Genomic DNA, 21122 nt, shown 5'->3' with positions numbered 1-21122 from the left:
GCGCCATGGAAACGCGCCTGCTCGAATACTTCGTCGCGGTCGCCGACGAGCGCAACGTCACGGCCGCCGCCGCCCGCCTGTTCGCCGCGCAGTCGACGGTGTCCGCGGGTCTCGCGAGCCTCGAGCGCGACCTGGGCGTGCGCCTGTTCGAGCGCTCCACCAAAGCCGTGCGCCCGACGGCCGCGGGCGAGGCGCTCCTCCCCCTCGCCCGCGCTCTGCTCACCGATCTCGACGCGCTGCGGGGAGTGGCATCCGAGTCCGGGACCGGGATCCGCGGTCTCGTGCGCATCGGCACCTTCGCCGGCCTGCGGGTCATCGACCTCCCCCGAATCCTCGCCCGCCTCCGTCGCACGCACCCGCTGGTCGATGTCCGGGTCACGGTCTCGGCGACCGGCTCGCGGGGACTCTTCGACGACCTCGATCGCGACCGCCTGGATCTGGCGCTGACGGCTCTGCCCCCGGCATCCGGTTCCGTATCGCGACCGCTCGGTTCATTCCCCTGCGTCGCCGTGCTGCCCGAGGCCCACCCGCTCGCCCTCGCCGACGGGCCGGTCGCCCTCGCCGAGCTCGCGGGCGACGACTGGATCGACGTGCTCCCGGGATTCGGCAATCGCGTGCAGCTCGACGGCGAGCTGGAGCGCCGCCGGATCGCGCGGCACATCGTGGCCGAGGTCGGCGAACTGGCGACGGTCCCGGAATACGTCGCCGCAGGGCTCGGCGTCGCGGTGATCCCCGACGTGGTGCCGACGACCGGATGCCGCGTCCGTCCCGTCGCGGACGACCTCCCGCCGTGGATCGTCTCGCTGACGGTCGCCGCCGCAGCCGTGCGCCGCCGGCACGTGCAGGCGGTGGTGGAGGCGATCCACGCCGCGTGATGAGGCATCCGGGGTCGGGGCGCATCCGTCCGTTCGGGGCGTGAACATCGCGCCCCGAACGGACGATCACGCCCCGAACGCCTCACGAGCAGGAAGCGTCAGCGCTCCGCGACCGCGAACCCGCCGGAGGGCAGGACCACCGTGGTCTCACCGTCGAACGCGGTCGTGCGAAGCGGCGCACCGCGGGCGTCGTAGACGCGCACCGTTCCGCCGCCCGAGACGGTCGTCCGCTGCGCACCCGGCGCGCTCGACTTCACGAGCTCACTGCGGCTCCCGGTGCCCTCGAGCACGAGGCGTGACACGAACGGCCGCACGATGAGTCCGTCGAGCATCAGATCGCCGCGCTGGGCGGTGACGTTCAGCTCCGTCCGGCGCTCGGACACGGGCGCGGTGAGAGCGCGCGGCAGCAGCGCACCCGGGGTCGGTGAGATGCCCTGCGCGGGGCCGGTGATCTTCAGTGCCCCGTTCCCGCGCCATCGCGAGAGCGACTGCTCCCCCGGCTGTGAGAACACGACCGGCTCGACCCAGCGCTTCGTGTCTGCGGAGCCGATGTCCCACGTCGCGCTCTGCCCGGGCTTCAGAGTGAGAGCGTCGCCCGACCAGCTCGACTCGCCCGTCCACGACGTCGGCGTCGACACGGTGCCGTCGGTGGAACTGGCATCCTCCGCCTGAACGAACGTCAGGCCCACGCGGTCGGTGACGGAGGTGAGGGCCGTCGCACGCGCGGCCACATCGGGGTGCGCGTCGAGGGCGAGCGCGGTCAAGAGCCCGTGGATGGTCGACTCCGCGCCGCTGTTCCGGTTCACGGTCCCGTCGGGCTGGAGGCCGTCGAAGGTCACACCGGTCGACGGGTCGTACATCCGCGCTCCGGCGTGGTTCGCGCCGAAGAACCACGCGGCTTGCAGTCCCGCGAGCTCGGCGAATGCCGACGATCCGGTCGTGTCGGCCAGCGCGAGCAGGGACTGCACACGCGAGTCCGCACCGTACGCGATCTGGACGCGATCGGTGGGGCTCGGGAACCAGCCGTTGTCCGGCCCTCCCGCTGTCAGCAGCGTGGTGGTGAAGCTCGTGGCATCCGTGATCGCCGGGGCGACGAGCGCATCGTCGCCGAAGAGGTCTCCCGCCTCGGCGAGGGCCGCGGGCATCTGCGAACCCCACGCGTGCCACATCGCGGGCGACTGCGCCCACGGCAGGATCGCGCCGTACGGCCACTGACGGGTGTTCCCGGATGCCATGGCCGCGACGCCCTCGGCGAGCTGTCGCGCCGCGGTGGCCGAGGTGTCGTCACCGGCGCGGACGGCCGCGGTCAGTCCGAGGACGGCCTCGGCCGAGGCATCCGCCCCGTCGACGATGAGCCACGCGGGCACGCGCATGCCGTCGGCCTCGGTGTACTGGCCGTACTTCGACAGCACGTCGCGTTCGATCGCGCCGCGCGACAGGGCCAGCCGCTCCTTGAGGAAGGCGGCGAAACCGGGGTCGTCGTCGACGAAGGCCGCATACCCCTCCCCCAGCGCCCAGACCGTGCGTGCCGTCCAATAGCTCGGGCCCGAGTCGGACGGGTCGGGCAGCTCGACGGGCTCGGCGGACGGGTTGAGCTCGCCGTCCGGCTGCATCCAGAGCACGACGTTGCCGGCCGAGGGTCCGTCCGTCGTCTGGTGGTAGGCGACCGTCCGCAACAGCTCGTAGGCCTTGTCCCGGCTGTCTGCGTCGCCGGTCTGCTTCCAGTGCCGGAGGTAGACGACGGCGGCGCGGGTGTTGTCGTCGGCGTTGTACGCGCCCTGGCCCCAGTGACCGGTCGCGGCGTCGAGCGGACCTCCACCGACACGCTCGAAAGTGCCGCCGTCACGGGCATCGGCGTAGGTCCACGGCGCGAGGAGGGTGGGTTCCTCGGTCTGACGGTAGGTCGAATGGCCTTCGACGCCCGCGGGAGGGGTGGCCTCGTCGAGGAGGAAGTCGAGATGGGCGAGGTTCGTCAGCGGCGCGGCCGGGGCGGCCTCGGCCGTGGCGGTGGACGAGGTCGCGAGGGCCGACGCCGGGCCCGCCGTGAGCGGCACGGCCAGGGCGACGGCAGCGAGAGTCGCCGTGATGCGCGCACTCCATCGTGCGTTCATGGGAGGGGGATCCTTTCGATGGGGGTGGATGTCGCGGGTGTCGCGCCCGAGGTGTCGAGGCCCGGGCGCGGCCCGACGCGTCAGTCGGTGCGCTCGAGCAGGGCGACGCCGATCTTCGAGTCGGCCATGCCGTAGAACACGAAGTGTCGGCCGTCGATCTCCTCGATCGCGGTCGGGAAGACCACGTTGGGCACGATGCCGCTGCGCTCGTCGTCGGTCTCGGGGGCCAGCAGCGGCTCGGGCGTCCGGGCGATCACGCGGCTCGGGTCATCGGCATCCAGGATCAGGGCACCCGCGGCGTAGTTGACCTTCTGCTGCTGCGAGAACGCGCTGTCGATCACGCCGGTCACGCCGTGGTGCAGCACGAGCCAGCCCTCGGGGATCCGCAGCGGGGGCGGTCCCCCGCCGATCTTGACGGCCTCGAACGGGAACGCGGGACCCGCGACGAACCGGTGCTGTTCCCACAGCGCGAGGTTCGCGAGGTCCTCGCGGACGGATGCCACGGGCACGTAGCTGATCCAGATGGACTGCCGCTCGTCCTCGACGCCGGCCGGCACCCGCACGCCCTGTCCGGGCTTCGTCTCGCCGAGATCCCACATGGGTCGGTGCAGCACGGCGAACGCCTCGCTGCCATCGGGGGCCGTGACCGTCTCGGGGAAGAAGACCGTGTCCTTGTTGTGGAACAGATTCAGGTCCATGTCGAGGTCGTCCTGGTACCGGAAGAGCACCGGGCCGAGCCGCCGCCAGTCGCGCAGGTCCTCGGAGACGGCGACGGCGGTGCGCGGGCCCAGGGGGCCATAGGCGACGTACGTCATGACGTGCAGGCCCAGCGCCTCGATCCAGGTCGTGCGCGGGTCTTCGGTTCCGGCGTTATCGGCACCGCGCTCCCACCCGCGGTCGGGCTGGAGCACCACGCCCTCGCGTTCCACGGCGACGGGCACACCGTCCTCGACGACGACGCGGGCGAGGCCCACGCGCGAGACGTTGCCCTCGGCGACCAGGCGCGGCAGCAGGTACAGCTCGCCGTCGGGGCCGCGACCCGAGGCCGGGTTGAGCACCCCCTCGGCTTCGTCGATGTTGCCGGGCTCGGGGGTCATCACCACACCCACGCGCGTGAGGCGGTAAGGGACGGGGGATTCGGGGGTCATTGTCATCCTTTCACTCCGGATCCGAGGTCGTTGGAGGTGAAGTAGCGCTGGAAGATCAGGAACAGCGCCACCGCGGGGGCGGCGAGCACGACGGCGCCGGCCATCATCGCGCCGAAGGGGTTGGTGGTGGAGGCGGCGATCGTGGAGATGAAGTTCGCCAGCGACACCGCGAGCGGCTGCATCGTGGCGTCCTTCGTGATGAGGAAGGGCCACAGGAACTCGTTCCACGGACCGATGAAGGTCAGCAGCACCGCCGTCAGCAGCGCCGGGCGCACGAGCGGCAGCGCGACGCTCCAGAGCAACCGGAACTCGTTCGCTCCGTCGATGCGGGCGGCGTCGAACAGTTCCTTGGGGAGCTGCAGGAAGTACTGCCGGAAGATCACGACCGCCGTGGAGTTGATGAAGAACGGCAGGATCATGCCGAGGTAGCTGTCGCTCAACCCGTAGTCGCGGGCGATCATGACGTACAGCGGGATCATGAGCAGCTGAAACGGGATCACCTGCACCAGCAGCACGAGCGCGAAGGTCGCGGACCGGCCGCGCCATTTCAGCACCGCCAGCGCGTACCCGGCGAGCACCCCGAACACGATCGTGCCGAGGATCACTCCCCCGGTGAAGATCCCCGAGTTGACCAAGCCCTTCAGCAGATTGATGCGTCCGTCGATCGCCATGTAGTTCTCCAGCGTCAGGTTCGATGGGTGCGGGAACGCCCCCGCGATCGTGGAGTCCGGGTTCGTCTGCAGCGAGCCCACGACCATGTAGTAAAAGGGGAACAGGAACGCCAGGGCGCCGAGCGTCAGGACGCCGTAGGTCACGATCTTGGTCTTCATGATTCCTCCCTCCCCACGAAGCGGCGCTGGAGCGCCGCGATGATCAGCACGAAGATGATCAGCACCACCCCGATGGCCGCGGCGACGTCGGGGTTCTGCTGCTCGATGCCCTTCTGGTAGATGAGGAGCACGGGCGACGTCGACGCCCCGTTGGGGCCGCCGCCGTTGGTGAGCAGGTACGGCTCGGTGAAGAGGTTCGCGCCGGTGATCGTGGCGAGCAGCACCACGAGGAACGTCGCCGGACGCACGCCCGGAACGGTCACCGAGAAGAACTGCCGAAGGCGTCCGCCGCCGTCGACCGCGACCGATTCGTACAGCTCGCGCTGCACGTTCTGCAGCGCCGCGAGGTACAACAGGATGTAGAACCCGAGTCCCTTCCACGTCACGAACAGGGCGATCGTCGGCATCGCCAGCGCGGAGTTGACCAGCCACGACGGGTTCGGTGCCAGCGGGCCGAGGGCGTTGTTGATCAGCCCGTCGTTCGAGAACAGGAACAGCCACACCGCGACCACCGCGACGGATGCCGTGACGTAGGGCACGTAGAACGCGACCCGGAAGAACGCGCGGGCGCGCACCACGCGGTCCAGCGCCGTGGCCAGCACGATCGACAGCACGACCGTCAGCGGGACGTTGATGAGCAGGAAGATCCCGACGTTGCCGAACGATCGCCACACGGCCGGATCGCTCAGGGCCGTGACGTAGTTGTCGAGCCCGACGAACGGCCGCGCGACGTTCGCGCCCGGGGCGGTGAAGAAGTAGTCGTGGAACGACATCCACACCGCGAACACGATGGGGTACGCGAAGACGACCGCGATGAAGATCAGGTACGGAGCGGAGAACAGGATGCCGAGCGGCTGCGCCCCGAGAAGTCGGCGACGCTTCTTCCCGGCATCCCCCGCTCCCCCCGCACGTCCGGACCGGCCGGGGTCGCCCCCGGTCCGCCCGGACGTGCGGGTGAGATCGACGATCATGTCACTTCCCCGCCGCGAGCTGGTCGATCCGGGTCTGGGCGTTGGAGAGGAATGTGTTCACGTCCTCTTCGCCGAAGATGACCGCCTTGGAGTACTCGTCGCGGAAGGCCTGCCAGATCTCGACCGAGCTGACGACGTTCGGCACCTCGACCGTGCGCGCGGCCTGGTCGCCGAACTGCTGGTAGGCCGGGTTGGCGCTGAAGTAGTCGGCGTACGTGGTGGTCAGGTCGGTGCGCAGCGGCATCTGCCCCGTCTCCTCCAGCCACTTCCCGTCCTGCTCCTGGCTGGTGGCGAACTTCAGCACCTCCCACGCGGTGCCCTTGTTCTGGCACGCGGTGAAGAGGCCCACGTTCTTGGCGTCGCTGAAGGTCCAGGTCTGGTCGGCCGCGGTGCCCTTCTCCGTGGGAACGGGCACGGCACCCCAGTTGACCTTGTCCTTGTAGACCGAAACGGCCCACGGCCCGACGATCGCCATCGCAGCCTTGCCGTCGGCGAACGCGTCGCCCTGGTACTGCTCGTTGCCGGCGAGCTTGTCGGCGTAAATGGTGCGCCAGAAGTTCGCGACGGCCTCGCCGTCGGCGTCGTTGAAGGTGGCCTTGCCGTCCTCGACGAGCTGCTTCCCGCCGGTCTGCGCGGCGTACAGCGGATAGAAGTCGAACCACGACTGGAAGAACTCGCTCGTGGGCGCCGGGTTGATGGCGTAGTCCGAGACGCCCGCCGCCTTCAGCTTCTGCGAGGTGGCGAGGAACTCGTCGTACGTCGACAGCTGCGGGTTCTCGGCGTCGAGGCCGGCTTTGGCGAAGAGGTCCTTGTTGTAGAAGATCATGACCGGGTTGCTCTTCCAGGGCAGCTGGTAGAAGCCGCCGTCATCGGAGCGGTACTGGTCGGCGAGGTCGCCACTGCGCTCGGTGATGTACTGCTCGCCGTCGGGGAAGTCCGACAGGTTCACGAGGCCGCCCTGGCGCTGGAATCCGGGCACCGCGGCGGGCGAGGTGTTGAACACCAGGCACGGGGCGTTGCCGGCGGTGATCGCCGCGCCGATGACCTCTTCGCTGGAAGACCCGGCGGGGATCTCCTGCGCGGTGATCTGCTCGTCGGGGTGGTCGGCGTTCCAGGCCTCCACCATCTGCTGGCCCCACGCGATCTCCGCCGCGTTGTTGGAGTACCAGATCGTGATGGGGCCCTTGGCATCCATTCCGGATGCTCCCCCGCCACCTCCGCTGCACGCGGAGAGGGCGAGGATGCCGGTGGCGGCTACTGCTGTGGCGAGAATGCGTCGTCGCATGTCTTCCTCCTTGTGGGGCGGGCGGGGGCCCGCGGGTGTCAGCTTCGGATCGGCGGCGCGGTGGAGTCGCGCACCTGCAGGCCGGGGTCGGCGAGGGCTAACGTCTCGGGCTCTCCCCCCGCGATCGCCTCGAGCAGAGCGCGGGCCGCGGCCGCTCCCCAGCCCCGCGCATCGGTGGAGACGCTCGTGAGGGCGGGGAACAGGTGCCGGCCGAGTTCGGTGTCGTCGAACCCGGTGATCGAGAGGTCGCGGGGCACCGACAGGCCGCGGCGCTGCGCCGTGCCGAGCCCCGCGACAGCCATGTTGTCGTTCGAGTACACGATCGCCGTGGGCGTGACCTCGGCGTCGAGCAGGGCCGTGGTGGCCCGCGCCCCGTCGGCGGCGCTGAAGTCCGTCTCGACGACACGGGCCCGGATGCCGCGCGCTCGCGCCGCGGCCTCGAACGCCGCGGCGCGGTGGCGTCCGTGCAGCATCGCGAAGGGTCCCGCGACGTGGGCGATGTCGGTGTGCCCGAGGTCGGCGAGGTGGTCGACGGCGAGGCGGATGCCGGCGCCGTCGTCGACCGAGACCGAGGTGAAGGGGCTGTCGACGTCGGGGACGCCGAGGGTGACGGCCGCGATACCGAGGCTCGCGACGAGTTCGATCCGCGGATCGTCGGCTCGGAGGTCGGAGAGGATCACGCCGTCGACGCGACGGTCGGCCGCGAGTCCGCGGTAGGTCTCCTCTTCGTGACGGCCCGGAGTGGCGGCCGCGAGCACGAGGACCTGTCCCGAGACGGAGAACTCGTCCTCGACGCCCGCGATGAACGAGGGGAAGAACGGGTCGGCGGCGATGACGTCGGGGCTGCGGCCGATGACCAGGCCGCACGCGAAGGCGCGGCCGACGCTGAGCGACCGCGCCCGCAGGCTCGGGCTCCACCCCATCTCGGCGGCGACGGAGAGGATGCGGTCACGTGTGTCGGGGGCGACGCCGGCGCGGCCGTTCAGCGCGAACGACACGAGGCCCTTGCTGACGCCGGCGCGGCGCGCGACGTCGGCGATCGTGGGTCGCGTCTCGTTCGTCATGGTGCACCTCGTCGTGGCATCCGTCGGTCTAAACCGGTTCAGTGGGATCGAGACTAAACCGGTTCAGGTCGAACGTCAAGCCCTCGCCGCTCGCGACGCGCGGCGGTGCACCCTCGGTTGATTTGGGTTGGGGCGTATTCCTCCGTGCGGGGCGCGGCTTCGCGCGCGCCGCACGGGAACTCGCGCCCCGAACCTCAGCCTCGCGCGCCCGTGCCGCAACCCCTCGCCGATGTCGGAGGCCCTCGATAGCGTGAGGACATGAGCGAACGCGAGTACGACCTCATCGTCATCGGAGCCGGCCCCGTCGGCGAGAACGTCGCCGACCGCGCCGTGCAGGCGGGGCTCACCGCCGTGATCGTCGAATCCGAGCTGGTCGGCGGCGAGTGCTCCTACTGGGCGTGCATGCCGTCGAAGGCGCTGCTGCGCAGTGGAGCTGCGCTCCGCGCCGCACGAGATGTCGACGGTGCGAAGCAGGCCGTCACCGGCGACCTCGACGTCGCCGCTGTCCTTCGTCGCCGCGACACGATGACGAGTAATTGGGACGACGCCGGTCAGGTCTCGTGGCTCGAGGGTGCGGGCATCGAGCTCGTGCGCGGCCACGGCCGCCTCACCGGAGAGAAGACGGTGCGCGTCACGGCCGACGACGGCACCACCACCGACCTCGTCGCGCGCCACGCGGTCGCGGTGTGCACGGGTTCCGCGGCGCTGCTTCCCGGCATCCCGGGGCTCGCCGACATCGAGCCGTGGACGAGCCGCGAGGCGACCGCGGTACAGAGCGTCCCGGCCTCGCTCGCGATCCTCGGCGGCGGCGTCGTCGGCGCCGAGATGGCGACGGCCTTCGCGAGCCTCGGCGCCGAGGTCACGATCATCGCGCGCTCGGGGCTGCTGGGCGGCACCGAGCCGTTCGCCGGCGAGCTCGTCGCGGATTCGCTCCGCGAGCGCGGTGTCACGGTGAAGACGGGTGTGGATGCCACGGCCGCCCGCCGCGACGACGACGGGCGCCGCGTGCTCGAGCTGTCCGACGGCACCACCGTCACCGCCGACGAGCTTCTCGTGGCCACCGGCCGCGTTCCCCGTACCACCGACCTCGGCCTCGAGACCGTCGGGCTGGAAGAGGGGTCGTGGCTCGACGTCGACGACACCCTCCTCGTGCGGGGCTTCGACTGGTTGTACGCCGTCGGCGATGTCAACCACCGCGCGCTCCTGACCCACCAGGGCAAGTACCAGGCCCGCGCCGCGGGCGACGTGATCGCCGCGCGGGCGCAGGGTGGCGAGGTCGACGACGCCCCGTGGGGCGCTCATGTCGCCACCGCCGACCACGACGCGGTGCCGCAGGTGACGTTCACCGATCCCGAGGTGGCATCCGTCGGTCTCACCGCCGCCGCCGCCGAGAAGCGCGGGGTGAACGTGAAGGTGCTCGACTACGACCTGGCGCACGTCGCGGGCTCCAGCGAGCAGTCCGACGCGTACGTCGGCAAGGCCCGCGTGATCGTCGACCTCGACCGTGGCGTTCTCGTCGGGGCGACGTTCGTCGGTCCCGACATCGCCGAGCTGCTGCACTCCGCGACGATCGCCATCGTCGGCGAAGTGCCGATCAAGCGGCTCTGGCACGCCGTGCCGTCGTACCCCACGGTCAGCGAGGTCTGGCTGCGCCTCCTCGAGACGCTCGGCCGCGACAGCGCGTAATCTGGCGCCATGCCGCGTTCCGTCGCGCTCATCCGCGGGGTCGGTGGACCCACGGCGATGAAGATGCCCGCACTGCGCGAGGTGTTGGCATCCGCCGGTCTCGGCGAGGTCGAGACGCTCCAGGTGGCGGGGAACGTCGTGCTCGACGACGGCGGCCGCTCCCCCGACGAGATCGCACGGGCGATTCGGGATGCCGTGCGCGCAGCGTTCGGCCACGACCTTCCGGTGATCGTTCGCTCGCACGCCGAGCTCGCCGATGCGCACGCCCGGAACCCGTTCGCCGACGCCTCGGAGGGACGCTGGGTGCAGACGGTGTTCCTCGACGCGGCGCCGGTCGTCGCGCTCGAGGTGCCCGATGGCATCCCCGAGGAGGCCGTGCTCGACGGCCGCGAGGTGTTCGTGCGGTATCCCGAAGGAATCGGCGGGTCGAAGCTGCAGGCCGGCTGGTTCGAGAAGCGCCTCGGTGTCACCGGTACCGCCCGCAACGCGAACACGATCGCGAAGCTCGTCGCGCTGAGCGTCTGAGCCGCGGGGACCCCGCGCCTCGCGCTCTACGCTCCGTGCCGCCACGACCACGCATAAACGCGATCTACGCACATAAACACGCGCACCACGCGTTTATGCAAGCAAACAGCGTTTATGCCGCGGCACTCCGCGCGCGGCACCCCGCGCCTCATCGAGGCATCCCAGCCCGCGGCACCGAGGCGCGCCGCCAGCGCGTGCCCACTCGCACACCGACGCGGGCCCAATCCGCCACGCCCACATCCATAAACGCGATCCACGCACATAAACACGTGCGCCACGCGTTTATGCGAGCAAACGGCGTTTATGCCGCCGCAGCCCGCCCCGGCGACACCCAGCGCGCCGCCAGCGCGGCCCGCCCTCGCACCGGCCAGAGCCCCGCCAACGCATGCCCGCTCGCACACCCGCGCGACCCCAACCCGCCATGCCCGCACCCATAAACGCGATCCACGCGCATAAACACGTGCTCCACGCGTTTATGCGAGCAAACAGCGTTTGTGCCGCACCAGTGCGGCGCCCCGCCCCGCGCCGCACAGCCCCGCCGCATAACCCCGCACCGCAACCCCACCCCGAAACGCACGCCGCCCCCGCAACCGAAGTCGCGGGGGCGGCGGGACAGCGCGGGTCAGTGGAAGAAGTGACGCTCGCCCGTGAAGAACATCGTGACGCCGGCGGCGCGCGCGGCGTCGATGACCTCGCCGTCGCGGACCGAGCCACCGGGCTGGATGATCGCCGAGATCCCGGCGTCGATCAGCACCTGCGGGCCGTCGGCGAAGGGGAAGAAGGCGTCGGATGCCGCGATCGAACCGCGGGCACGGTCGCCCGCGCGCTCGACGGCGAGGCGGCACGAATCCACACGGTTGACCTGCCCCATGCCGATGCCGACCGTGGCCGAAGCCTGCGCGAGCACGATCGCGTTCGACTTCACCGCGCGGCACGACTTCCACGCGAAGATCAGGCTCTCCATGTCGGCCTCGGCGGGACGCTCGCCCGAGACGAGCTCCCAGTCCTTCGCGACCGACTCGATGTCGTCGGGGAAGCGGTCGGCATCCTGCAGCAGCAGGCCACCCGAGACCAGGCGCACGTCCATGCGCTCCTGCTGCCAGTCGGTGGGCAGCTGCAGCACGCGGAGGTTCTTCTTGAGCTTAAACACCTCGAGCGCCTCGGGCTCGAAGTCGGGCGCGATGATCACCTCGGTGAAGATGTCGCGCAGGTTCTCCGCCATCTTGAGCGTCACCGTGCGGTTGGCCGCGATCACGCCGCCGAATGCCGAGACGGGGTCGCACTCGTGCGCGCGCAGGTGCGCCGAGGCGATGGGGTCGAGCGCGTTGGGCGCCGCGACGGCGATGCCGCAGGGGTTCGCGTGCTTGATGATCGCGACGGCGGGCTTGACCATGTCGAAGGCGGCACGCAGGGCGGCGTCGGCGTCGACGTAGTTGTTGTACGACATCTCCTTGCCCTGCAACTGCGTCGCCTGGGCGATGCCGTGGCCGCCGACGCGCGTGTAGATCGCGGCGCGCTGGTGCGAGTTCTCGCCGTAGCGCAGGGTCGAGAGGCGCTCGGCCTGGATCGTCAGGTGCGCGGGCAGGTCGATGTCGTCACCGAGCGTTCCCTCGGCGAACCACGTCGACACGGCGGTGTCGTACGCGGCCGTGTGCGAGAACGCGCGGGCGGCGAGCTCGCGGCGCTGCACCAGCGAGGTCCCGCCGTCGCTCTGTAGGGCCGAGATGATCGCGGGGTACGACTCGGGCGAGACGACGATGGCGACGTTGGCATGGTTCTTCGCCGAGGCGCGCACCATCGCGGGGCCGCCGATGTCGATCTGCTCCACGACGTCGTCGCCCTCGGCCCCGGATGCCACGGTCTCGACGAACGGGTAGAGGTTCACGACCACGAGCTCGAACGGCAGGATGCCGAGCTCTTCGAGCTGCGCTTCGTGACCGGCCAGGCGAAGGTCGGCGAGGAGACCCGCGTGGACGTTCGGGTGGAGCGTCTTCACGCGACCGTCGAGCGACTCGGGGAAGCCGGTCACCGCCGAGACGTCGGTGACGTCATAACCGGCCTCGCGCAGCAGCGTCGCCGAGCCGCCCGTCGAGACGATCTCGACCCCGGCCGCCGCGAGAGCGGCTCCGAGCTCGAGAAGGCCGGTCTTGTCGCTCACCGACACCAGCGCGCGGCGGATCGGGACGATGTCGCGGGGACGGTAGTCGGCGGGGTCGTGGCGGGGTCCGGCCATGGCTTCGGCTCCTGTGTCTCGTGCGGTTCGAAGAGCGGGCGACCGCCCGCGGGGATCAGGGGATGCGGGATGCCGCGGCGGCGAGGTCGAGCTCGCCCTCGGCGATGCGGCGCACGACGTCGATCAGCAGACGTCGTTCGACGGGCTTGATGCGCTCGTGCAGGGCGTGCTCGTCGTCGCCGGGGAGGACGGGGATGCGCTCCTGCGCGAGGATCGGGCCCGTGTCGACGCCGGAGTCGACGACGATGACGCTCGCCCCCGTCTGGTCGACGCCCGCGGCGAGCGCGTCGCGGACACCGTGGGCACCCGGGAACTCGGGCAGGTACGCGGGGTGGGTGTTGATGATGCGCGGTTCCCACGCGGCGACGAGGTCGGCGGGCAGCAGGCGCATCATCCCGCTCAGCACGACGAGGTCGGGGTTCCAGACCGCCAGCTGTGCCCCCAGTTCCGCTCCCCACTCCTCGCGCGAGTCGAACGCGCTGAAGGGGACGAGGAATGTGGGGATGCCGAAGTGCTCGGCGTGCGCGAAGCCGTCGGCCTCGCGATCCGCACCGACCGCGACCACGCGCGCCGGGAAGTCGGGGGCGGCAGCCGCCTCGAGCAGGGCGCGGAGGTTGGAGCCGGTGCCGGAGATGAGAACGGCGACCGTGAGCACGGAGGCCAGTCTACGCAGGTGCGTCCGAGCCCGCCGAGCGGGTGACGCTCAGCCCCGCCCCGCCGAACCGCCGTCGTCGGGCTTCGCCCACGCCGCGCGGATGCGCGCGCGCACCTCGTCGTCGCTGAGCTCGCCCGCCGGGTCGGTCTCGCCGGGGGCGCGATACGAACTCGGCCAGACGTCGTGGGCGATCCCGGCACCCGGTGCCGACACGGTGGGGGCGGGCCCGGTGGCGTGCTCGTCGCGGTCGAACGGCGCGTGCGTGCGCGGGGTGAACGAGAACGCGGGCACCTCGTCACGCGTTTCCTCGTACGGGCGCGGCGTGGTGTCGTCGTCGACCGCCGGACCGAAGCGCGGGCTCAGCAGCAGGATCGCGAGGCCGACCAGCACCTCGAGGCCGAGGGCCAGGGCGAGCGGGCCCGGCTCCGGGCCGGTGTGGGCCAGACGCCCCGGGCCGATCGCTCCCGTCGACGCGACCGCGATGAGCGCGCCCACACCGCCGGTGAGCGCCGCGACGACGATCGCGAGGACCAGACGCGGGCCGACCGGTTCGGGGTCGGTGGTCAGCGGCATCCGGGATCGAAGGATCCACCCGGTCAACGCGCCGATGCCGACGGGGAGCAGCACCAGCAGGAGCAACCACGGCGAGGTCGTGTCGGGGATCGCGCCGAGCACCGGGACGCCGGGGAGCGCGCCGACCTGTGTGGCGGCGGGGGTGACCGCGGTGTCGGTGCCGACCGCGAACCCCGGTCCGGCGATGAACGCCACGGCCCACAGCACGAGCGTCGGGAGGTACACGAGCTGGCAGAGGGCGATGACGGTGGCGCCGATGGCGTCCGCGTTGCTCGCCTGGTAGATGCCGATGACCTGGGTCGAGCGCGCGATGAGTCCCGCGACGACGACGACACCGCCGGCACCGACGAGTCCCAGCGTGGTGAGGGCAAGGCCCCGCAGAGCGAGCGGCGGCACGCTCCCCCACGCTCCCGGCAGACGCGACAGCTGACCGCGCAGCGCGTCGATCGGCCCGTCGTCGCCGACGCGCCATGCCCCGACCACAGCGCCGAGGAGAGACGGAACGAAGAACAGCAGCGAGGGCAGCAGGATGGCCAGCCAGGTCTCGGATGCCACGAGCGCGGCGTTGCCGGTCAGCGCGACGACGCTCGCGATCGCGGCGAAGACCAGCGAGCCCGACAGCCATCCCGTTATCCCGGCCCCCGCTTCCGCGGCGCGAACGCCCGAGCGCGCGGCGAAGAGCGCGGTGAACGCGGCGAACGCCAGCGGCGCGAGCGACAGGGTGAAGTTCGCGAGCGAGGGGTCGATGCCGGTGGCCGCGAGGTAGGTGTCGGGGAGGGTGACGGCGAGCGGCACGAGGTGCCCGAGGTGCCAGATGGCGGCCGTCGCGGGCCACAGCGCGCTCCAGTCGGGGCTGCCGAGACCGGCCACCCAGAGCAGGGCGAGCGGGGCGAGCACGACGGCGATACCGCCCGCGGCGGCCAGGACGGCGTCGAGGGCGGCCAGGAGGGCGACGAGAAGGCGATGCATGGGCGAGTGAGACCCTACCCGCGCTCCCCCAGCGCTCCCCTCAGGCGCGGCGGCGAGCGCTCGAGACCAGGTCGCGACGCGGCGAGATCAGCGCGCGCTGCGCCAGGCACCCGAGGGGGGTGCTGTCCCGCCGAACAGCTCGGTCACCGTGACGAGGGTGAAGCCACGGTCACGAAGACCCCGGATCACCTCGGGCGTGACGCGCGCCGTGAGTTCGTGGACGTCGTGCATCAGCACGATGGAACGCGGTTGCGCGCGGTCGACGGCTCGCGCGACGAGCACCTCGGGGTCGGGTTGCTGCCAGTCGTTCGTGTCGACGTCCCACAGGATCGCGGGCAGTCTCGCCGCCTTCAGGACCTTGTCGTCGTACTCGCCGTACGGGGGCCGGAACGTCGTCGGGGTGACACCGGTGGCGTCGCGGATGGCGTTCTGGGTGTCGCGGATCTGCCGCCCGATGGCGGCCTCGTCGAGCGTCGGAAGCTGCGGGTGGTTCCACGTGTGGTTGGCGAGCTCGTTGCCCTCCGTCACCATGCGGCGCAGGGTATCGGCACCCCCGGCGACGTTCCGGCCGATGGCGTAGAACGTCGCCGCAGAGCGTTCGGCGGCGAGGGCGTCGAGGATGCCGGGGGTGAGCGGTCCCGGGCCGTCGTCGAAGGTGAGAGCCACGCACGCGGCCAGACGGCAGTCGGTCGTGCCGGTGCGCGTGGGCGGCGCGTCAGGTGCCCGGAAGGCCGCGCCCGCAGCCAGGGCATTCGACAGGGTGACTCCGAGCGGCGACGCGAGCACGGTCACTCGAGCGGGAGGAACGGCGATCAGGCGCTCGGCGGAGGATGCGGCGGCTCCGAGCGCGTCGAGTGCGGGCGAGGTGAAGCCCGCAGGGAGCCGGAAGACGAAGGAACCGTCGGGTGCGGGCACGGTCGTGTCGAGGATGCCGGCGAAGCCCTCCACCGCAGCGGCGTCGGGCGGGTCGACGGGAGCCAGGCTCAGCGAACCCGCTTCGCGCCGCAGCATGTCGGACACCTCACTCCACAGGGACGCTGCCGCCTCGACACCCCACAGCCCGCGCGCTCCCACGATCTCGCCGCTCGCCACATCAGCGAAGAACACCTCGGCGCGATCTGCGGTGGGCGCACCGCCGACGGCGTCGATCGTGCGGATGCGCTGGCCGATGACGGATGCCGTTGCGGCGAGGATGTCGCAGACGACGGCCGTTCCCGTGCCCCCGACCGGGCCCAGCGCCGGATCGGCGATGACGTCGCCGGCGGGGCGTAGCGTCGAACCCGCGACACAGCGGCGCTCGGCGAGTCCGGCCTCGCGAGCGAAGACCTCGGGTCGCATGGCGCGCCCGGTGCTCGCCTCGCGCGCGTCGATGGCTGCGCGCAGGCGTTCCATCGCCGCGGTGCTCACGGCCGGCGCCCCCGGCACGACCGCCACCCGCGCCTGCACCCCGAGCGTGTCATTGCGCACCCGCTCGCCGGCGAGACCCGGCACGTCTCCGGCTGAGAGGGGCGACGGCGCCTCCTCCACGACCCGCAGGTCTTGCGCGTTCCAGCCCCGCGGCATCCAGTCGGGATCGCTCGGCTGCATGCACCCGGCCAGCGTCAACGCCGCGACGAGACCCACGATCGGAGCGAGAACGCGCCTCACGATTCGACCCGCACGGTGTCGAGCAGACCGGCGATCTCTGCGCGGTACTCCTCCAGCGAGACATCCTCGGTGACACGGACCACGAAGCGCCCCGACGCGCGTTCCCCGCCGATGGCGGCGACGAGCGCCTCGGCTGCTTGAGCGTGCACGAGGGGCGCGCCCGTCGTCACCGTCTCACGATGCAGCGGTCCAAGACCCTCGATCCCGGCGGTCGAAGCGGCCGTGGCCAGGTCAGCGTCGGCGACATCGACGGTGATCGAGAGCTTCGCGTCGGGAGTACGCACGACCACGCGCGGGGCATCCTCGCTCTCGCGCTGCACACTCCACCCGGCGGGAACGACCACCGTGACCGCCGTCCCCGCGTCACGCACGCTCTCGGTACGATCCGTTTCCGCGACGCTCGTCTGCAGGTTGGGCAGGACGAACGGAACGAAGACGAAGGCGAAGGCCGCGAGTCCGGCGCCGAGGGCGACGACGACGATAACGGCGGCAATCGACGCTGCGCGCCATCGCGACCGACGACGACCGACCCCCATCGCTCCCCTCCGCACAAGCACGAGCCTAGGTGGCCGGAAAACGCAAGCGCCGCACGGCGCGCCAGGGATGCCGGCAGGCGAGCGACCGGCAGCCTTCAGGCGCGGCGGCGAGCGCCCGCGAGCAGGTCGCGCACCGCGGCGAGAAGGCCGCGCCGTGAGGTCGCTGAGTCCGTCGACGGGTCCGGCCCGGCCGCACCACCGGAGGCTTCGACAAGCTCAGCCACCTCCACACACCCAGGCCCCTGAGCCTGTCGAAGGGACCGACACCCATCGAGACCACCGGAGGCATCGACAAGCTCAGCCACCTCCACACACCCAGGCCCCTGAGCCTGTCGAAGGGACCGACACCCATCGACACCACCGGAGGCATCGACAAGCTCAGCCACCTCCGCACACCCCGGTCCCTGAGCCTGTCGAAGGGACCGAGACCCATCGACACCACCGGAGGCTTCGACAAGCTCAGCCACCTCTACACACCCAGGTCCCTGAGCCTGTCGAAGGGACCGAGACCCATCGAGACCACCGGAGGCTTCGACAAGCTCAGCCACCTCCGCCGGGGCGACCTTCCGCGCCGCCGCCCACCTCTCCCACACGACCGTCGCGAGACGCGGGTCCGCGCCGATCGGGGCGGTGGTGAGATCGGCATCCGCCTTCTCGATCACCCGGGAGAAGTGCCCGGGCGCGAGGACGTAGCTCGCCGCGACGGTACGGTGACCGGCTTTGCGCGCCACGTGCACGGCATCCGGGATCCGCGGTTCGGATGCCGCGGCATACGCCGTCACGACGGGACCGGCGATCCCGGCCTCCGTCATCAGCTCGGCCATCCGCTCGACGTCCACGACCGCGCCGGGGCGCGTGGAGCCCGCCGCGGCGAGCACCACGGTGTCGTCCGCGCCGGCGCCGGTCGCGCGCACGCGGTCCACGAGGATCTCGGCGAGCACGGGGTGCGGGCCGAGCGCGGGAGCCACGGGAAGGCCGTCCGCCGCCTCCACGAGGTCAACCTCGGTGTGGTACCCCGTCGACAGCAGCAGCGGCACGATGACGATGTCGTCCGTGCGCTCGCGCGCGGCCGCGACGACGTCCGTGACGTAGGGCCCGTGCACGTCGACGTAGGCCTCGTGCACCTCGACGCCCGGGGGCGCGGTCTCGCGCAGCACCTCGAGCAGCTCGCGCACGACGACGCGCCCCTCCTCGAATCTCGTGCCGTGCGCGCAGGCGATGAGTACGGCGGTCATGCGTCCTCCTCGTCGATCACGTCGAGCCGGTAGCCGCGCTTGTACACCGTGCGGATGAGGTCGAGCTCGCCGAGCGCCTCGCGCGTGCGGGCGACCGCGACCTCGACGGCGTGTCCGCTCGCCTCCGAGCTCGACAGGGCCGCGATGAGGTCGGCGCGCGAGACCACTGCCCCGGGCTGGCGGCCGAGCGCGCGCAGGATCTCGACGCCCGTGCGGGGCAGGGGCGTGAAGACGCCGTCGAGCACGATCCCGGACGACCGGATGCCGAGGCGCCCCGCCGTGGTGGGGATCAGCGGAGCGTCCGCCCCGCCGTAGTACGTGACGACCGCGCGCACGAGCGCTCCGAGCCGACCACGATCGGGGATGAGCGGCGGGATCCCCGCCTCGATCAGCGGACCCGCGGTGATGGGGCCGACGGCGGCGACCAGCACGTGCCCGCGGGCGGCACGGGATGCCACCCCGTCGAGCGCGTCTGCCCGCTCGGCCGCGAGGATCCATTCGCGAGCCGCGGGAGCGGAGGTGAACAGGACGGCGTCGATCTCTCCGCGCGCGACCTGCTGCGTCGACGCCGCGACGACCTCGGGGTCGGGCGGCGGACCCCACCGGTAGATGGTGAGGCTCGTCACGCGCGCTCCGGCGGCTTCGAAGGCTTCGTCGAGGCCGTCCGCGCCGGAGCCGTGGTGCTGGACGGCGACGTGGAGCCCCTCGATCCCCTCGGCGACGAGGAAGTCGCGGAGCTCTGCCGCCGTCTCGCTCTCGGCGACCCAGTCGGCCTCGAATCCTGCCTGCTGGATCGCGCCGCGCGCCTTGGGTCCGCGCGCGACAATCCGCGCGGCGTCGAGCACGGGGGCGAGAGTGTCGTGGAGTCCCGCCTCGTCCGCCGTCTCCATCCACGCGCGAAATCCCACACCCGTCGTGGCGACGACGACATCGGGAGGGTCGTCGACGAGGGTCCGGGTCTGCGCGATGAGCTCCTCGTCGTCGACGTGCGGGACGATCGTGAGCGCGGGCGCGACGCGCACGCGCGCGCCGTGGCGCTCGAGCGCGGCGGACAGCTCCCCCGACCGGCGATCGACGGGAAGAAGCACGGTGCACCCCTGGAGCACCGTGCTGATCGTCCGCGCGGGTGTCGTCACCCGATCCCCTCGCTCTGGGCGACCGTCACCGGCAGGAGCAGGTCGGGCCGGGCGACCTCGCCGAACACCAGCACCGCGGGGTTGGCGAGGCGATGGGTCTCGGCATCCTGGATCGCGGTTCCGAGCGTGGTGCGGATCGTGCGCTGCGCGGGCGTGTGGCCGTTCTCGACGAAGGCGACCGGCCGCGTCTCGGGAGCACCGGCGGCGCGGGCGGCGGCGACGAACCGCGGCAGGGCACTCACGCCCATGAGGGCGACGACGGTGGCGGAGTCGTCGCGGAGCGCCGCGAGTGTCGCTTCGCTCGGGGACTCCTGACCGTTCACCACGTGCAGGGTACCGGCCACTCCGCGGTGCGTCACGGGGATTCCCGCGGCGGACGGGACGGCGATCGAGCTGGAGATCCCCGGGACGACCTCGACGGGGATGCCGGCCGCCCGGCACGCGATGACCTCTTCGCCGCCGCGTCCGTAGACGAACGGATCGCCGCCCTTGAGTCGCACGACGCGCAGGCCCCGAGCGGCGCGGTCGACGATCAGGGCGTTGATCTCGTCCTGCGGGACGGGGTGGTGCTGGGGGCGCTTGCCGACGTCGATGAGCTCGACGTCGTCGCCGAGCTCGGCGAGCACGCCGGTGGGTCCGAGCCGGTCGTGCACGACGACGTCGGCCTCGGCGAGCAGCGCGCGAGCGCGCACCGTCATCAGATCGACCGGGCCAGGGCCGCCGCCGACGAGCGCCACGCTCCCCACGAGCGGGCGACGTCGGCGGCGGAGCGGAAGGGCGCCTTCGGCGAGGCGCTGGGCGATGGCGTCGCGCACGGCGACGGTGCGGCGCGGGTCGGCACCCGCGGTCGACACGACCCCGACCATCACATCGCCGCTCGTGGTCTCGGCGGCCAGGCGTGCGGTGCCCTTGCCGCCGTGGCCGGCGTTGACGCACCACACGCGGCGCGCCTCGGCGGCGGCCACGACGTCGGAGTCGACGGATGCCGAGCCCGTGGCCGTGTGGCAGAACCAGGCGTCGTCGAGGTCTTCGGGCTCGAAGGAGCGTTCGTGCCACTCGATGTCGCCGGCGACGGCGAGCGCCGTGAGCCCCGCGGTCGCGACCGGGGCGATCAGACGCACTCGGGCTCCCGCCGCGCGGAGCCGCGCGATGCGCTTCTCGGCGACGGAGCCGCCGCCGACGCACACGACGAGACGGTCGGTGAGGTCGAGTCCTGCGAGAGCGATCATCGGGGGTCCTTTCCTGCGCCAGCGGCATCAGCCGCGGGGGCGAGCTTGACGAACACGACACCGTCGGTCACCGCGACCGGGTGGACCCGTACGCTCTGCGGTTCCTTGCCCTGCGTGTCGAGGCACACGCCGGTACGCAGGTCGAAGACCTGCTTGTACATCGGGGATGCCACAGTCGGCACGCCCGCGCGATCGCCGACGATCCCGCGCGACAGGATCGCCGCCCCGCTGAACGGGTCGATCTGGTCGGTCGCGAAGATCCGGCCGTCGTAGGTGCGGAACAGCGCGATCTGCCGCCCGTCGACGAGGGCGGCCGCTCCGCGCTCGACGAGAAGGTCGTCGACGTGGCAGATGCGGGTCCAACCGGGAGCGGCGGGCGAGGCGGGGGCAGGTGCGGCGGTGGCCCCGGGCATG

Annotated in this window: 18 protein-coding genes; 3 read left to right on the top strand and 15 right to left on the bottom strand. The window is 71.7% G+C overall.

The window, feature by feature from the left end; genetic code table 11:
* Positions 1-5: 5 nt before the first annotated feature.
* Positions 6-875, top strand: coding sequence for a LysR family transcriptional regulator (locus AB0O24_RS11905; protein WP_307382491.1), 870 nt, complete (start codon positions 6-8; stop codon positions 873-875).
* 98 nt (positions 876-973) lie between these two features.
* Here the strand turns inward: AB0O24_RS11905 and AB0O24_RS11900 are convergent, their stop codons facing one another.
* From AB0O24_RS11900 to AB0O24_RS11875, 6 genes are all read right to left on the bottom strand, one after another.
* Positions 974-2986, bottom strand: a complete 2013-nt coding sequence (locus AB0O24_RS11900) for a hypothetical protein (protein WP_363375101.1) — start codon at positions 2984-2986, stop codon at positions 974-976.
* An 80-nt stretch (positions 2987-3066) separates the two neighbouring features.
* The gene (locus tag AB0O24_RS11895) at positions 3067-4134 is read right to left on the bottom strand and encodes a glycosidase (protein WP_307382494.1); all 1068 of its coding nucleotides are present in this window, start codon (positions 4132-4134) and stop codon (positions 3067-3069) included.
* 2 nt (positions 4135-4136) lie between these two features.
* Positions 4137-4964 carry a carbohydrate ABC transporter permease gene (locus AB0O24_RS11890; RefSeq protein ID WP_363375097.1) on the bottom strand — a complete coding sequence of 276 codons (828 nt, stop codon included), beginning with the start codon at positions 4962-4964 and terminating at the stop codon, positions 4137-4139.
* Positions 4961-5935: a sugar ABC transporter permease gene (locus AB0O24_RS11885; RefSeq protein WP_363375094.1), complete on the bottom strand. Its 975-nt coding sequence runs from the start codon at positions 5933-5935 to the stop codon at positions 4961-4963. The genes AB0O24_RS11890 and AB0O24_RS11885 overlap by 4 nt, the downstream gene beginning before the upstream one ends.
* A 1-nt stretch (position 5936) precedes the next feature.
* Complete coding sequence (locus AB0O24_RS11880) at positions 5937-7220, bottom strand: extracellular solute-binding protein (protein WP_275796421.1); 1284 nt, start codon at positions 7218-7220, stop codon at positions 5937-5939.
* A 38-nt stretch (positions 7221-7258) separates the two neighbouring features.
* Positions 7259-8284, bottom strand: a complete 1026-nt coding sequence (locus tag AB0O24_RS11875; RefSeq protein ID WP_275796423.1) for a LacI family DNA-binding transcriptional regulator — start codon at positions 8282-8284, stop codon at positions 7259-7261.
* Between the two features lie 258 nt (positions 8285-8542).
* On the opposite strand from AB0O24_RS11875, the gene AB0O24_RS11870 reads away from it, so the two are divergent.
* Both AB0O24_RS11870 and AB0O24_RS11865 read left to right on the top strand, forming a co-directional pair.
* Positions 8543-9970: an NAD(P)/FAD-dependent oxidoreductase gene (locus tag AB0O24_RS11870; RefSeq protein ID WP_363375090.1), complete on the top strand. Its 1428-nt coding sequence runs from the start codon at positions 8543-8545 to the stop codon at positions 9968-9970.
* Between the two features lie 9 nt (positions 9971-9979).
* The gene (locus AB0O24_RS11865; protein ID WP_363375088.1) at positions 9980-10495 is read left to right on the top strand and encodes a DUF1697 domain-containing protein; all 516 of its coding nucleotides are present in this window, start codon (positions 9980-9982) and stop codon (positions 10493-10495) included.
* Positions 10496-11117: 622 nt separating this feature from the next.
* Here the strand turns inward: AB0O24_RS11865 and purH are convergent.
* The 9 genes from purH to nirD form a co-directional block, all read right to left on the bottom strand.
* Positions 11118-12728 (bottom strand): bifunctional phosphoribosylaminoimidazolecarboxamide formyltransferase/IMP cyclohydrolase, encoded by a 1611-nt coding sequence (gene purH / locus AB0O24_RS11860; protein WP_275797428.1) that lies wholly within the window; start codon positions 12726-12728, stop codon positions 11118-11120.
* Positions 12729-12783: 55 nt separating this feature from the next.
* Positions 12784-13383: a phosphoribosylglycinamide formyltransferase gene (gene purN / locus AB0O24_RS11855; RefSeq protein WP_307382506.1), complete on the bottom strand. Its 600-nt coding sequence runs from the start codon at positions 13381-13383 to the stop codon at positions 12784-12786.
* A gap of 48 nt (positions 13384-13431) precedes the next feature.
* Positions 13432-14925 carry a DUF6350 family protein gene (locus tag AB0O24_RS11850; RefSeq protein ID WP_363375083.1) on the bottom strand — a complete coding sequence of 498 codons (1494 nt, stop codon included), beginning with the start codon at positions 14923-14925 and terminating at the stop codon, positions 13432-13434.
* Between the two features lie 87 nt (positions 14926-15012).
* Positions 15013-16572 (bottom strand): polysaccharide deacetylase family protein, encoded by a 1560-nt coding sequence (locus AB0O24_RS11845; RefSeq protein WP_363375080.1) that lies wholly within the window; start codon positions 16570-16572, stop codon positions 15013-15015.
* Positions 16569-17108 carry a hypothetical protein gene (locus tag AB0O24_RS11840; protein ID WP_275797436.1) on the bottom strand — a complete coding sequence of 180 codons (540 nt, stop codon included), beginning with the start codon at positions 17106-17108 and terminating at the stop codon, positions 16569-16571. Before AB0O24_RS11840 ends, AB0O24_RS11845 begins: the two co-directional genes overlap by 4 nt.
* Before the next feature lie 95 nt (positions 17109-17203).
* On the bottom strand, positions 17204-18343 hold the full coding sequence (locus AB0O24_RS11835) for a sirohydrochlorin chelatase (protein WP_363375077.1): 1140 nt from the start codon (positions 18341-18343) through the stop codon (positions 17204-17206).
* Positions 18340-19479: a uroporphyrinogen-III synthase gene (locus tag AB0O24_RS11830; RefSeq protein WP_363375074.1), complete on the bottom strand. Its 1140-nt coding sequence runs from the start codon at positions 19477-19479 to the stop codon at positions 18340-18342. Before AB0O24_RS11830 ends, AB0O24_RS11835 begins: the two co-directional genes overlap by 4 nt.
* Positions 19476-20708, bottom strand: a complete 1233-nt coding sequence (gene cobA, locus AB0O24_RS11825; protein ID WP_363375072.1) for a uroporphyrinogen-III C-methyltransferase — start codon at positions 20706-20708, stop codon at positions 19476-19478. The genes AB0O24_RS11830 and cobA overlap by 4 nt, the downstream gene beginning before the upstream one ends.
* Complete coding sequence (nirD, locus tag AB0O24_RS11820) at positions 20705-21121, bottom strand: nitrite reductase small subunit NirD (RefSeq protein ID WP_275798626.1); 417 nt, start codon at positions 21119-21121, stop codon at positions 20705-20707. Before nirD ends, cobA begins: the two co-directional genes overlap by 4 nt.
* Position 21122: the final 1 nt, after the last annotated feature.

The sequence above is a fragment of the Microbacterium sp. NPDC086615 genome (assembly GCF_040686055.1).
Classification (GTDB): Bacteria; Actinomycetota; Actinomycetes; order Actinomycetales; family Microbacteriaceae; genus Microbacterium.
The sequence above is the reverse complement of the archived record's forward strand: the minus strand, read 5'-3'. Positions and strand labels throughout refer to the sequence as shown.

Coding starts and splice junctions, on each gene's coding strand:
- AB0O24_RS11905 (WP_307382491.1), top strand. CDS start 6: ATGGAAACGCGCCTGCTCGAATACTTCGTCGCGGTCGCCGACGAGCGC.
- AB0O24_RS11900 (WP_363375101.1), bottom strand. CDS start 2,986: ATGAACGCACGATGGAGTGCGCGCATCACGGCGACTCTCGCTGCCGTC.
- AB0O24_RS11895 (WP_307382494.1), bottom strand. CDS start 4,134: ATGACCCCCGAATCCCCCGTCCCTTACCGCCTCACGCGCGTGGGTGTG.
- AB0O24_RS11890 (WP_363375097.1), bottom strand. CDS start 4,964: ATGAAGACCAAGATCGTGACCTACGGCGTCCTGACGCTCGGCGCCCTG.
- AB0O24_RS11885 (WP_363375094.1), bottom strand. CDS start 5,935: ATGATCGTCGATCTCACCCGCACGTCCGGGCGGACCGGGGGCGACCCC.
- AB0O24_RS11880 (WP_275796421.1), bottom strand. CDS start 7,220: ATGCGACGACGCATTCTCGCCACAGCAGTAGCCGCCACCGGCATCCTC.
- AB0O24_RS11875 (WP_275796423.1), bottom strand. CDS start 8,284: ATGACGAACGAGACGCGACCCACGATCGCCGACGTCGCGCGCCGCGCC.
- AB0O24_RS11870 (WP_363375090.1), top strand. CDS start 8,543: ATGAGCGAACGCGAGTACGACCTCATCGTCATCGGAGCCGGCCCCGTC.
- AB0O24_RS11865 (WP_363375088.1), top strand. CDS start 9,980: ATGCCGCGTTCCGTCGCGCTCATCCGCGGGGTCGGTGGACCCACGGCG.
- purH (WP_275797428.1), bottom strand. CDS start 12,728: ATGGCCGGACCCCGCCACGACCCCGCCGACTACCGTCCCCGCGACATC.
- AB0O24_RS11850 (WP_363375083.1), bottom strand. CDS start 14,925: ATGCATCGCCTTCTCGTCGCCCTCCTGGCCGCCCTCGACGCCGTCCTG.
- AB0O24_RS11840 (WP_275797436.1), bottom strand. CDS start 17,108: ATGGGGGTCGGTCGTCGTCGGTCGCGATGGCGCGCAGCGTCGATTGCC.
- AB0O24_RS11835 (WP_363375077.1), bottom strand. CDS start 18,343: ATGACCGCCGTACTCATCGCCTGCGCGCACGGCACGAGATTCGAGGAG.
- cobA (WP_363375072.1), bottom strand. CDS start 20,708: ATGATCGCTCTCGCAGGACTCGACCTCACCGACCGTCTCGTCGTGTGC.
- nirD (WP_275798626.1), bottom strand. CDS start 21,121: ATGCCCGGGGCCACCGCCGCACCTGCCCCCGCCTCGCCCGCCGCTCCC.